Origin of the sequence: Streptomyces buecherae, from assembly GCF_014295035.1 — a bacterium.
Lineage (GTDB): Bacteria > Actinomycetota > Actinomycetes > Streptomycetales > Streptomycetaceae > Streptomyces > Streptomyces youssoufiensis.
In genome coordinates this window covers 4982297-4994971 of record NZ_CP060404.1, presented here as the reverse complement: position 1 = coordinate 4994971, position 12675 = coordinate 4982297, and the positions used below count along the sequence as shown (strand labels likewise).

At 73.8% G+C, this 12675-nt stretch carries 10 protein-coding genes; 5 read left to right on the top strand and 5 right to left on the bottom strand.

The features are described 5' to 3' along the window. The first annotated feature begins 6 nt into the window (after positions 1-6). From H7H31_RS19545 to H7H31_RS19530, 4 genes are all read left to right on the top strand, one after another. The gene (locus H7H31_RS19545) at positions 7-522 is read left to right on the top strand and encodes an NUDIX domain-containing protein (protein WP_187063221.1); all 516 of its coding nucleotides are present in this window, start codon (positions 7-9) and stop codon (positions 520-522) included. Positions 523-864: 342 nt separating this feature from the next. Beyond that, a complete protein-coding gene (locus H7H31_RS34110; protein WP_232109965.1) occupies positions 865-1110 on the top strand; it encodes a GNAT family N-acetyltransferase in 246 nt (81 codons plus the stop codon). Between the two features lie 75 nt (positions 1111-1185). Continuing rightward, entirely contained in the window at positions 1186-1731 is a 546-nt protein-coding gene (locus H7H31_RS19535) for a DUF1707 SHOCT-like domain-containing protein (protein WP_187063220.1), read from the top strand. A 239-nt stretch (positions 1732-1970) separates the two neighbouring features. Further along, positions 1971-3089, top strand: coding sequence for an ABC transporter substrate-binding protein (locus H7H31_RS19530; RefSeq protein WP_187063219.1), 1119 nt, complete (start codon positions 1971-1973; stop codon positions 3087-3089). 15 nt (positions 3090-3104) lie between these two features. Here H7H31_RS19530 and H7H31_RS19525 read toward each other — a convergent pair whose 3' ends face one another. From H7H31_RS19525 to mshD, 4 genes are all read right to left on the bottom strand, one after another. After that, positions 3105-3551 (bottom strand): NUDIX hydrolase, encoded by a 447-nt coding sequence (locus tag H7H31_RS19525; protein ID WP_187063218.1) that lies wholly within the window; start codon positions 3549-3551, stop codon positions 3105-3107. Then, the gene (locus H7H31_RS19520; RefSeq protein WP_187063217.1) at positions 3548-5005 is read right to left on the bottom strand and encodes a CHAD domain-containing protein; all 1458 of its coding nucleotides are present in this window, start codon (positions 5003-5005) and stop codon (positions 3548-3550) included. Before H7H31_RS19520 ends, H7H31_RS19525 begins: the two co-directional genes overlap by 4 nt. Before the next feature lie 73 nt (positions 5006-5078). Next, complete coding sequence (locus H7H31_RS19515; protein WP_232109964.1) at positions 5079-7544, bottom strand: RNA degradosome polyphosphate kinase; 2466 nt, start codon at positions 7542-7544, stop codon at positions 5079-5081. 621 nt (positions 7545-8165) lie between these two features. Then, positions 8166-9101 (bottom strand): mycothiol synthase, encoded by a 936-nt coding sequence (gene mshD / locus H7H31_RS19510; protein WP_187061595.1) that lies wholly within the window; start codon positions 9099-9101, stop codon positions 8166-8168. A 248-nt stretch (positions 9102-9349) separates the two neighbouring features. On the opposite strand from mshD, the gene H7H31_RS19505 reads away from it, so the two are divergent. After that, a complete protein-coding gene (locus tag H7H31_RS19505; RefSeq protein WP_187061594.1) occupies positions 9350-11179 on the top strand; it encodes a bifunctional metallophosphatase/5'-nucleotidase in 1830 nt (609 codons plus the stop codon). Between the two features lie 176 nt (positions 11180-11355). Here H7H31_RS19505 and thrS read toward each other — a convergent pair whose 3' ends face one another. Next, positions 11356-12621 carry a threonine--tRNA ligase gene (gene thrS, locus H7H31_RS19500; RefSeq protein WP_187061597.1) on the bottom strand — a complete coding sequence of 422 codons (1266 nt, stop codon included), beginning with the start codon at positions 12619-12621 and terminating at the stop codon, positions 11356-11358. Between the last annotated feature and the right edge of the window lie 54 nt (positions 12622-12675).

Below are 12675 nucleotides of genomic sequence, written 5' to 3'. Positions count from 1 at the left end.
CACGATATGAAGCCCACACCCGCCGATCCGGTCGCGTGGCATGCTCACCTCGCCGAAGGCAACGCCCGCCAGGCGCGAAAGCGTGTGGCAGCTGACGTCTTGCTACGTGATGCGGAGGAGCGCGTGCTCCTGGTCAACCCCACGTACAAGCCGGGCTGGGACCTACCGGGGGGAATGGCCGAAGCAAACGAGCCACCAGAGGAGACGGCGAGACGGGAGTTGCGTGAGGAGTTGGGGCTCGACATCACGTTGTACGGGCTCTTGGTGGTCGATTGGGTCGCCCCACATGGGCCTTGGGACGATCAGCTCGCCTTTGTCTTCGACGGCGGCACGCTGGGTGCACGCGAGGCGGGAACGATAGGTCCTTGCGACGAAGAGCTTTCCGAGGTCGCTTTCGTCACCCAGGCAGTCGCGCAGGGACTTCTCAGCGACCGCCTACGGACTCGATTCAACGCCGCCATGACCAGCTTGCACGCGGGCGGGCGAACGACGTACCTGCACGACGGCCGTCACGCTTGGTAGGGGCGGTAACGATGCGACCCAGTGGCAGTTGCCTCATGGGCATCGGTGCACATTTTCGAGAAGGAGCCAGAAATGCGTTGACGTACGTACACCAGCGCCGACGCGGCCTCCATTCGCGAGACCGTCCTGGACCTCCACAGCGCCGTTCACAGCGGCTCAAGCGACCCCTTCCTTTCCCGCGAGCGCTTCAGTTGGTTCTACGACAGGTGGAGCGGGAAGCCGTCGTGGTCGTGCGTCGTCGGCTTCGACGACGAGGTTCCGACTGGATTCGCGTACGGAGCGTCCTTCGCCCCGGGTGGCTGGTGGAAGGGCTCCGAGCGGCCGAGTTCCATGCTCGAAGGTGTGCCCGTCTTCGGGCTCTCCGAGCTGCTCGTGCTCAAGGAGTGGCGTAAGACGGGCACTTCGCAGCGGCTGCACGACGCGGTCGTGAGCAGCCGTGGCGACGAGGTCGCGACACTGCTCGTCGACGTGGCGCACCCCAAGGTGGTGGAGCTGTACGAGCGGTGGGGTTACGAGAAGGTGGGAGAGCAGAAGCCGTTCGAGGACTCGCCCGTCTTCGGCATCATGGTCAAGCGGCTGTACCCGTAGATGGCAGGGCACTCGCTACCCCTCCCCCACCAACCTTGACGCCTCCCTAGCGCGCGGCGGAAGTAGGGTGAACAGGTGACCGCTCTGCCGGCCGATCGGCCGCCACTGATCAGTGAAGATGACCGCGACGCGGCCGTGCGGCGGCTGCGGGAGGCGTACGCCGAAGGGCACCTCACGCACGAGGAGTTGGACACACGCCTCGACCAGGTGCTTGTCGTCACCACGCGGCCGGAGCTTGCCGCGGCGCTGGACTCGCTACCGGCGGAGAAGGCGGTCACCACGTCCACGATCGGGGCCGCCGGTGGGCGGATTCAGCGGCGTGGGGTGTGGCAGGTGCCGCGCAAACTCAAGGTCGAGTCCGCGTTCGGCAGGGTGCGTCTGGATCTGTCGCGGGCGGTCATCGAGCATGCGGCCGTCGATATCGAGCTGCGGCTCGGCACCGGGCGGGCGAAGATCACGGTGCCGCGCGACGCGGTCGTGGATGTCGAGGGCCTGGAGACGGGGTGGAAGGACACGACGTACAAGCCTCCGCGTCGGCCCCGGAGCCCCGGTGGGGTGAAGATCCACATCTCGGGGAGCATGGGCTTCGGGCGGCTGACGATCCGGCACGCCCGACGCTGAACGGGCCGACAACCCCCGAGACCGTACGCCCGGCGCGATACCGCCCGGCCCGGCGCCGGACGGGCCAGCTCGAGAAGCCCCCGGACCCGCTCAGACCGCGCAGCGTCAGCCCGCGACGCCGCAGGCCGGTGAGCGGGCCGGTGAGCAGGCCACTTCACACTCCCTGGACCTTCACGCTCGGCGAAGTGATCGACGATGCTGGCGGCAGCCGAAGCGTCCACACGGGGAGAGCCAGCGCAATGAACGCGACACCACCGCCAACGCCCCAGGGAGCGGACCGCTCCGCACCAGCGAGCATTCGGGTCGGGGCCCTGGCACCGCTCACCCCGCCCGGCTGGGTCGAGGCCGGTCAGCACCTGATCGCTGGGGCCGAGTTGGGCGTCCGGGACGTCAATGACGCCGGTGGCGTCGGCGGGAGGCCGTTGGAGCTGGTGGTGCGGGACACCGCCGCCGATCCGGAGCGGGCCTCGGCGGCGGTGGCGGAGTTGGCGGGGCTCGGGGTGGCCGCCGTCGTCGGGGAGTACCACAGCGTCGTCGCGCGGGCCGCCGCCGCCGAGGCCGACGCACGAGGGGTGCCGTTCCTGTGCTCGTCGGCGGTGCTCGACGGGCTCACCGAGGAACCGACGCAGTGGGTCGCGCGGCTGGCGCCGGCGCAGTCGTACGGCTGGCGGATCTACGCCGACGCGCTGCTCGACGCGGGCCACCGACGCGTCGCCGTGGCGGCCGAACCCAGCGTGTACTGGGCCTCGGGGACGCGCGTCCTGCGGGACCACCTCGCCCCGCGCGGCGGCACCGTGGTCGAGCTGGACGCGCGGGCGCTCGACCCGGCGGCCGTCTGCGACGCGCTGGTCCAGCACCGCGCCACGGCGCTGCTCCTGCTCGTCGGCTTCCCGGAGCCGGCCGTGTCGATCGTCAGGGCCGTACGGCGGGACCCGCGCCTGGCCGAGGTGACGGTGGGCGCGCCGGCCGGGCAGCCGGAGTTCGCGCAGTGGGCCGCGCTGTTGGGGGACGAGGGCGCGGGGGTGCCGTTCCTGCGGTACCTGCCCGAGCGGCTCACCCCGCTCGGGGTGCGGGTCGAGGCGGCGTTGCGGACGCGGCTCGCCGGGGAGCCGTCGTTCGTGGCGTACGAGGGGTACGACGCCGTTCTCGTCCTCGCCGACGTGCTGCGTACGCACGGGGTGGACCGGGCGGGGATCGCCGCCGCGTGGTCGCGGGTCGCGACGCCGGGGACGCGCGGGACGGTGCGGTTCTCCCGGCCGGCCGGCAGCGGCGTGTGGCAGTGGGCCTGGCCGCCGGTGCGGGTCGTGGACCGGGACCCGGCGCGGCCCGACCGCTTCCGGGTGCTGCGCAGCGGGTGAGGGACGGCCGGGGCCCTACTCCCCGGAAGCCTCGCCGCTCTCCGCGAGGAGCACCAGCAGGGCGTCCACCAGGTCGCGGTCCCGCTGCTGGGTGAGGCGGGCGCGGGCGGCGGGTGGGGGGAGCCAAATGAGGCGGTCCACCTCGCGGTTGGGGATGAACGTGTCGTCCAGCGCGCGGGCGGCCCAGTAGCGGACCTCCTTGGGTCGCCCGTCCACCACGTAGTGCGTGCTGGGCAGCGGCGGGCCCGGCACGCAGTCCATGCCGGTCTCCTCCGCGACCTCGCGCAGGGCGCCGCGCAGCGCGTCCTCGCCGCGCTTGAGCTTGCCCTTCGGGTGCGACCAGTCGTCCCAGCGCGGCCGGTGGACGAGGGCGATCTCCAGGCCGGCCCCGCGCGGCGAGCGGCGCCACAGGACGCAGCCCGCCGCGCGGATCGGGCCGGTGGCGGCCCCGGGTTCGGTCACGGCGTGGTCGCCGCCCGCTGCCAGATGCGGCCGAAGGCGAACCTGGCCGCCTCCACCTCGTGCCGCTGGTCCGCGTGCAGGATGCCGAGCGCGTACGCCGTGGCCGGGGCGATGCGCGGGGTGCGGGCCGCGGCTGCCGCCGCCGCTGCCGCCTCGGCCGCGTCGCGGTGCCGTTCCAGGGCCTGGCTGGCCGCGAGGAGGCGGACGGCGAGCGTGGGCTCGGCCTCGGTCGGGCCGGTGCCCAGCGGCTGGTGCTCGTCCAGCACCTCAAGGGCGTAGCGGCCGATCCGTACCAGCCGGCGCACCTGGTGCCACGGCGCGTCCTGGGCCTCGCTGGCCGGTGGGGCGTCGGCGCTGGGGGTGGCGGCCAGGCCGTGGGTGAGGGCCTCCGCGTTGTACGGGTGGCCGGCGCGGCCGAGGGGCAGCGCGTCGATGGCCTCAAGGAGGCGGCGGTGGGCCAGCTCCGCGAGTGGCGGGAGCGCGGAGTCGGCCGGCTCGTCGGCGGCGGACGCGATCAGCGGGACGTCGGAGGCCAGGAGGGCGACGGCGTCGGCGACCGCGTGGAAGCGGGACGAACCGAGGGCCTGGAGCGCGGCGGTGTGGGCGCGGGTCCTGGCGAGGGTGAGTTGGCGCTCCAGGAGTGCGCCGGCGCGGGCGGCGCCGACGGTCAGGGCGCCCGGGCGGGCCTCGTCCGCCTCGCCCCGGGTGCCGGCGGGGCCGCCGACCGGTCCGGCCGGGCCCGGGGTCGCGGTGCCGGCGCTCGCGGCGCGGCCGGTCGAGCGGGCGGCTCCGGCGCGTTCGCCGGGCAGCGCCTCGCGCCCGTCCCGGCCGCCCCGGGCCGCCTGCGCGTCGCGGGACCGTTGCTCGCCGAGGCGGCCGGCGCGGACCGCGCGCCCGCCCGCGCCGTCGGCCGGGAGCTTCGCCGACACGGCCGGCGCGCCGGCGGCGCTCGCGCCGTGGCTGCGCGCGCCCCGCGCGGTGCGCCCGGCGGCGCCCGGCGCGGCGCCGTTGTCCGTGCCGACCACCCGCGCCCGGCCGGCGCCGGGTCCGGGCGGCGGGTCGGCCGGCCGGTCGGCGCCCTGCTCGGGCAGCGGGGCGCCGGAGAGCCGGTGCAGGGCGCCGCGCAGTCGGGCCAGGCGGGCGGCGTACGCGTGCTCGCGCGCCAGCATCCCCGACAGCCAGGCGAGTTCGGCCCGGAGCTGGTCGGCCCAGACCGGGTCGGTCAGCGGCCGGTAGGTGTGCAGCACGCCGCTGATGCGGCGCGCGGACTGCCGTAGCAGCCGGGCCGCCTCCACCGCCTCCTCCGCGTCCGAACCGCTCTCGCGGTGCAGCCGCAGGCTCCGCAGGAAGTCCCCCGCCTGTGCGTGCAGGTAGCGGGAGAGCACGTCGCCCGCCGTCGTCGCCTGGCCCTGGTCGCCGCTCGTGACCGCTGAGCCCATGGCGTAGTCCGTCATTTCGTGTCCCCTGGTACCGGAGGCGGTACCGGTGACGGGTCCCTGCCTGGCCCCCGTAACCTCAACCGCCAGGTCATGTCGCTGTTGAACCACGCCGGCGCCTCCGGGCGTCGATGAGCATCTCCTGTACGTGCCGCAGTGGCCGGTCGTCCGCGTCCACGGCGTGCCGGGTCCAGTCGCCGCTGGGTCCCAGGCGCCAGGACGCCGTGGAGTCCGAAACCCCGGTCTCCAGCAGTCGGTTGAGCGCGGCCCGGTGGGCGGGGTCGACGACGCTGACCAGCGCCTCGATCCGCCGGTCCAGATTGCGGTGCATCATGTCGGCGCTGCCGAGCCAGACTTCGGGCTCGCCGCCGTTCCCGAACACGAACACCCGCGAGTGCTCCAGGAACCGGCCGAGCACGCTGCGCACCCGTATGTTCTCGGAGAGGCCCGCCACGCCCGGGCGCAGCGCGCAGATGCCGCGCACCCACACGTCGACCGGCACGCCGGCCCGCGAGGCCCGGTACAGGGCGTCGATGATGGCCTCGTCCACCATCGAGTTCACCTTGATGCGGACGTACGCGGGCTTGCCGGCCCGGTGGTTGGCCACTTCCTTGGTGATCCGCTTGATCAGCCCGTCCCGCAGCGACTTGGGCGCGACGAGCAGCCGCCGGTAGTTCTCGCGCAGCGAGTAGCCGGAGAGCCGGTTGAAGAGGTCCGAGAGGTCGGCGCCCACCTCGGAGTTGGCCGTCAGCAGGCCGAGGTCCTCGTACAGCCGGGCGGTCTTGGGGTGGTAGTTGCCGGTGCCCACGTGCGAGTAGCGCACCAGCGACTCGCCCTCCTGCCGCACCACGAGCGACAGCTTGCAGTGCGTCTTGAGGCCGACGAGGCCGTAGACGACGTGGCAGCCGGCCGCCTCCAGCTTGCGGGCCCACTTGATGTTGGCCTGCTCGTCGAAGCGCGCCTTGAGCTCCACCAGGACCAGCACCTGCTTGCCGGACTCGGCCGCGTCGATCAGCGCGTCCACGATCGGCGAGTCGCCCGAGGTGCGGTACAGGGTCTGCTTGATGGCCAGCACGTGCGGATCGGCCGCGGCCTGTTCGAGGAACGCCTGCACGGAGGTGGAGAACGAGTCGTACGGGTGGTGCAGCAGCACGTCGCGCTCGCGCAGCGCCGCGAAGATGTCGGGCGGCGACGCGGACTCGACCTCGGCGAGGTCCCGGTGCGTGCCGGCGACGAACTTCGGGTACTTCAGCTCGGGCCGGTCCAGCGAGCCGATCTTGAAGAGCCCGGTCAGGTCGAGCGGCCCGGGCAGCGGGTAGACCTCGGACTCGGTCACGTCCAGCTCGCGCACCAGCAGGTCGCGCACGTACGGGGCGATGGTCTCCTCGACCTCGAGGCGCACCGGCGGCCCGAAGCGGCGGCGCATGAGTTCCTTCTCCAGGGCCTGGAGCAGGTTCTCCGTGTCGTCCTCCTCGACTTCGAGGTCCTCGTTGCGGGTCACCCGGAACATGTGGTGCGCCAGCACGTCCATGCCCGGGAACAGGTCCCCCAGGTGGGCCGCGATGACGTCTTCGAGCGGCACGTAGCGCTGCGCGGACGCCTCAAGGAAACGGTTGAGCAGCGGCGGCACCTTGACCCGCGCGAAGTGGTCGTGGCCGCTGACCGGGTTGCGGACGACGACGGCCAGGTTGAGCGAGAGCCCCGAGATGTACGGGAACGGGTGCGCCGGGTCCACCGCGAGCGGCGTGAGCACGGGGAAGATGCGCTGCTTGAACAGCGCGGTGAGCCGCTCCTGCTCCTTCTCGGTCAGCTCCCGCCAGCGCACCAGGTGGATGCCCTCGTCGGCGAGCGCCGGGCCGACGTCCGTCTGGTAGCAGGCGGCGTGCCGGGCCATGAGTTCGCGGGTGCGGTGCCAGATCAGGTCGAGCACCTCGCGCGGCTGGAGGCCCGAGGCGGAGCGGGTGGCGACGCCGGTGGCGATGCGGCGCTTGAGGCCCGCGACGCGGACCATGAAGAACTCGTCCAGGTTGCTGGCGAAGATGGCCAGGAAGTTGGCCCGCTCAAGCAGCGGCGTGTTGGGGTCCTCGGCGAGTTCGAGGACCCGCTCGTTGAACGCCAGCCAGCTCCGCTCGCGGTCCAGGAACCGGCCCTGCGGCAGCTCGTCGCCGTCCTGGGCCTCGTACGCGTCCAGGTCGGCGTCGATGTCCGGCTCCAGGTCCCGCACGGGCGGGGCGCCGACCGCGTGGGGGCGGTGCGCGGCTATGGAGCCGATGGAGGGCTGGGGGGCGGGGCGTCCCTGCTGGTCGGTATCGGGCGTACCGTGTGCGCCGTGAATGGCCAGTGCTCCGTTGCTCGTGGGGACCACGGGTGGGGTGGTGGCGTGCGGGCCGGTGCCGGGGTGCGGTGCCTCGTCGTCGGGGCGGGCCGCTCGCGGGGACGGTTCGCCCGCGCCGTGCGGGGAGGTCTCCTGGGTCGTCCCCTGGCCCTGCGGCCGGGCCGGGGCGGGGGCGCTGGTTTCGTGGGGGTAAGGGGCACGTTCCCCGGAAGACTGCTGCATGTCCTTATTCTCCCGCGCATCGAGCCGTGCGGGCTCGGCGACGGGAGCGGGAGGCGGAACTGCCTGGAGCCTCCGGTTGCGGGCATTGGGCACAGCGGGCTGCATTCAGCGATGCTCGCAAGCGACGTTGAATCGCCGGTAACGGGCACATGGCTGTCAGGCAAGCGGGTCCCCTCGCCAGGGTGGCCATGACACGTCCCCGGACGGCCGCGCCGCCCGGGGCCCGCGCACTCCGCGCGCTCCCGCGCCCTGCCGGCGCCCCGGGTATGTGCCCGGCGCCCGCGCTTTCACGCGTGCGACGCGTCCCGCCGCGACCAACCGAGCGGCGCACCCCGGCGTTTCGGCCATCCGAGTGTCGGGACCGGGCGCGGGGCGGCGTCGCGAGACGGGCCCCGGAGGCCGCTCCTGGGCGGGTTTCGGCGGCGCTGTCGGTGTCGCGGCGCGGCGACGCAGGGGCGAGAGGGGCGTACGGGTGCGCACGGGGTTGTGTGGACGGAGTGCGGGCGCACTGATGCACGCGGCCAAGCACGGAAGGTGGTCACGCGCAAGCCGTGGGTGGCCGCGGGCCCCCGCCGCGGGTGGCGGCGGGCCTCCTGGGCCCGCCCCGCCCCGGCCCCTCGGTCAGCTCTCCGCGCGGTACATCAGGTCCGTCTCGTACGTCGTGAAGCCGAGCCGCTCGTAGACGGTGACCGCCGGCACGTTGTCCGCGTCGACGTACAGCATCCCGGTCGGCAGCCCGCGCCCGGCCAGGTGGCGCAGGCCGATGGCGGTGAGCGCCTTGCCGAGGCCGCTGCCCTGCTCGTCGGGGTGGACGCCGACGACGTAGACCTCGCCGATGTTCTCCTCCGCGTGCACCTTCGTCCAGTGGAAGCCGACCAGCCGGCCCGCGCGCTCGGCCAGGAAGAAGCCGGCCGGGTCGAACCACGCCTCGGCCTTGCGGTCGTCCAGGTCGCGCTGGGTCAGGGAGCCCTGCTCGGGGTGGTGGGCGAAGGCCGCCGCGTTCACCGCGAGCCAGGCCGCGTCGTCCTCGCCGGGGACGAAGGCGCGCACGGTCACGCCGGCCGGCAGCGTCGGCTCGGGGATCTCGGTCAGCGCCGGCTCCCCCAGCGGGCGGCGGAGCTGGCGCAACTCGCGGAAGAGGGCGAGGCCGAGCACCTGCGCGAGGTGCCGGGCGGCGGCGTGGCCGCCGTGCGCCCAGATCCGCAGTCGCTTGCCGGTCTCGGCGAGCAGGGCGTTGCCCAGGGCCCGGCCGTGCCCGTGGCCGCGCCGGCCGGGGCGCACCACGAGTTCGGCGGCGGGCGGCTCCACCGGGTCCGTGCCCTCCAGTTGCGCGTAGCCGACCACCGTGTCGTCCTCGCCGCGCAGCACCAGGTGCCGCACGCCCTCCCGGCCGCCGCCGCGCAGCCGCAGCCTGCCCTGTTCGGAGACGGCGGGCTGGCCGTCGTTCCTGGCCGCCTCCGCGATGAGTTCCAGCACCTCGCCGGCCACCTCGGGCGGCAGCTCGTCCACGATCTCGATCCGCCGCGCCCGGCCCGGCTCATCCACCACGTCAGTCATGCGCCCGAGCCTACGACCCCGCGCCCCGCCGCCCCAGGGAGCCGTCACCCGGGTCACTCCGGACCCGCTGGTCACTCCCGTCCGACGGGCCCGCGCCACGCGCCAAGGCGCAACCAACTCGTCACCTCGACACCCCTGACCCGCTACGCGCGTCAACCGTAAGCTGCGGCCCGACCTCGCGCGGCATCCGGTACGCCACCGGCCGGCCGGTCCCGCCGCGCCGCACCCGCAGCTTCGAAGGGAAGCCCATGCCAGCCACACCCGAACGGCGTCGCGTGGCGCGCAGACTGGCCGCGACCGCGGCCGTCCTGGCCTCGGCGGCGGGCGTGCTCGCGACCGCCCTGCCCGCGGGCGCCGACACCGAGACCACCGCGCGCGGCGCGCTCCACAGCGGCCACGGTGACCACGGCCGGACCGTGGACGTCCAGTTGCTCTCCTTCAACGACCTGCACGGCACCCTGGAGCCCCCGCAGGGCTCGGCCGGCACCGTCACCCAGACCCAGCCGGACGGCACCACCAAGGCGATCCCGGCCGGCGGCGTCGAGTACCTGGCCACCTCGCTGCGCGAGGCGCGCGAGGGCCACCGCTACTCGGTGACCGCCGCCGGCGGCGACATGATCGGCGCGAGCCCGCTGCTGTCCGGCCTCTTCCACGACGAGCCGTCCGTCGAGGCCATGAACAAGCTGGGCCTGGACGTCTCGGCGGTCGGCAACCACGAGTTCGACGAGGGCTCGGCGGAGCTGAAGCGGATACAGAACGGCGGTTGTCACCCCAAGGACGGCTGCTACGAGGAGGGCAAGCGGTTCCCCGGCGCCGACTTCCCCTACCTCGCGGCCAACGTGACCAGCGAGAAGACGGGCAAGCCGATCCTCAGGCCGTACACCGTGTGGGAGCGCGAGGGCGTGCGGATCGGCTTCATCGGCGTCACCCTCGAAGGCACGCCGGACGTCGTCACGGCCGAGGGCGTCAAGGGGCTGAAGTTCCACGACGAGGTCGAGACGATCAACAAGTACACCCGGGAACTCCAGCGCCAGGGCGTGAACTCGGTCGTCGCGCTCATCCACGAGGGCGGCATGCCGGCCTCCGGCTCGTACGACTACGACTGCGACAGCCCGGGCCCCGGCGACGGCATCTCCGGCCCGATCGTGGACATCGCCAGGAACCTGAGCCCGCGGGTGGACGCGCTGGTCACCGGGCACACGCACCAGGCGTACGCGTGCTCCGTCCCGGACCCGAACGGCGTGCCGCGCACGGTGACGTCGGCCGCGTCCTTCGGCCGGCTCTACACCGACACGACGCTGACGTACGACCGCCTCACCCGCGACATCGTGCGCACCAGCGTGAAGTCCGCCAACCACGTGGTGGACCGGGAGCAGCCCAGGGCCAAGGACATGACGGCGCTCATCAAGCGCTGGAACGCGCTGGCGGCGCCGGTGGCGAACCGGCCGGTCGGCTACATCTCGGCCGACATCCCGGGCCGTGGCCTGAACGCGTACGAGACGCCGCTCGGCGACCTGATCAGCGACGCGCAGCTCGCCGGGCTCGCGCCGGCCGACAAGGGCGGGGCGCAGGTCGCGTTCATGAACCCCGGCGGCATCCGCGCCGACCTGGCGCACAAGGCGTCGGGCGACGAGGGCGACGGCGTGGTGACGTACGGCGAGGCGTTCACCGTGCAGCCGTTCACCAACATGACCAACGTGCTCGACCTGACCGGCGAGCAGCTCCTGACCGTACTGCGGCAGCAGGTCAGCGGCGTCAACGAGAGGCAGCCGCGCGTCCTCCAGGTCTCCAGGGGCCTCACCTACACGCTCGACCTCACCAAGGCGGGCGCGGAGCGGATCGTCACCGACTCGGTGCGGCTGAACGGCGAGCCGATCGACGCGAAGAAGACCTACCGGGTCGCGGTCAACGAGTTCCTGGCCGGCGGCGGCGACGGCTTCCCGGTCCTCAAGGAGGGCAAGAACAAGCTGGTCGGCCCGTCCGACCTGGACGTCTTCACGGCGTACCTGACGGCCAACTCCACGCCGGACGCCCCGCTCGCGCCGCCGAAGGCGGACCGCGTCACGATCGTGAGGTGACGCGCCGCGCCCACGGACCGTGTTCCGTGGCCCGTGGGCGGACAGCCGAGGCCCGCGACCGCGGTGAGCGGTCGCGGGCCTCGCGCCGTGGGGGCCGTGCGGGCGGGTGGGCGGTGGAGGTGCGCAGCGCCGTACGGGGTGGGGTGGGCGGCGGGGCCCCCTCGATGACGTAACCCCTACGCCGCCCACAGCTCGGCGCCGCGCGCCGCGACGGCGGCCACGACGCGGTCGATCACCGCGTCGACGGGCTGCGCGGCGAAGCGCCGCCCGTCCCGCAACCGCACCGCGAGCTGTCCCGCCGCGGCCTCGCTGGCCCCGATGACGACCTGGTACGGGACCAGCCGGGCCTGCCGGACGCGGGCCCCGAGGGTCCCCCGGTCCGGCTCGGCGACCTCGGCCCGCAGCCCCCGCTCCAGGCACTGCCGCGCGACCTCGCGCGCCCGGTCCACCTCCGCGTCGGTGACCGGCAGGACCACGAGCTGCACGGGCGCGAGCCAGCCGGGGAACGCGCCGCCGTGCACCTCGATGAGGTGGGCCACGGCGCGCTCCACGCTGCCGACGACGCTGCGGTGCACCATCACCGGCCGGTGCTTCGCGCCGTCCGCGCCGACGTAGCGCAGGTCGAACCGTTCGGGCTGGTGGAAGTCGACCTGCACGGTGGACAGGGTGGACTCCCGGCCCGCCGCGTCGGCGATCTGCACGTCGATCTTCGGCCCGTAGAACGCGGCCTCGCCGGGCTCCGCCTCGTACGCGATGCCGGACCGTTCCAGCGCCTCGACCAGCAGCTCGGTGGCGCGCCGCCAGGGCTCGGGGGCCGCGGCGTACTTCTGGCCGGCGCCCGGGAGCGAGAGCCGGTAGCGGGCCGGGGTGATGCCGAGCGCCGCGTAGGCCCGCCCGATCAGGTCGAGCGCGCCCCGCACCTCGTCGGCGACCTGCTCCGGGGCGCAGAACACGTGCGCGTCGTTGAGCTGGATCGCCCGCACCCGGGTCAGCCCGCCGAGCACCCCGGACAGCTCCGAGCGGTACATGCCGCCCAACTCGGCTATGCGTAGCGGCAGTTCACGATAGCTACGGGGGCGGGAACGGTAGATGAGCGCGTGGTGCGGGCACAGGCTGGGGCGCAGTACGGCCTGCTCGCCGCCGACGTCGATGGGCGGGTACATGTCGTCGCGGTAGTGCGCCCAGTGCCCCGAGATCTCGTACAGTTCCCGCTTGCCGAGCACGGGCGAGTACACGTGCTGGTAGCCGGCGCGGCGCTCGATGTCGCGCACGTACTCCTCCAGCGCGTGCCGTACGGTCGCGCCGGCCGGCAGCCAGTACGGCAGGCCCGCGCCGATCAGCGGGTCGGTGTCGAACAGGTCCAGCTCGCGGCCGAGCGAACGGTGGTCGTGCTTGGCGTCGTGCAGGGCCTCGTGCTTGGCGTCGTTTGGGGCGTCGTGCATGGCGTCGTGCATGGCGGTCTCCTCGCGTGCGGGGGCGAGCGAGTGGGCCGCCGT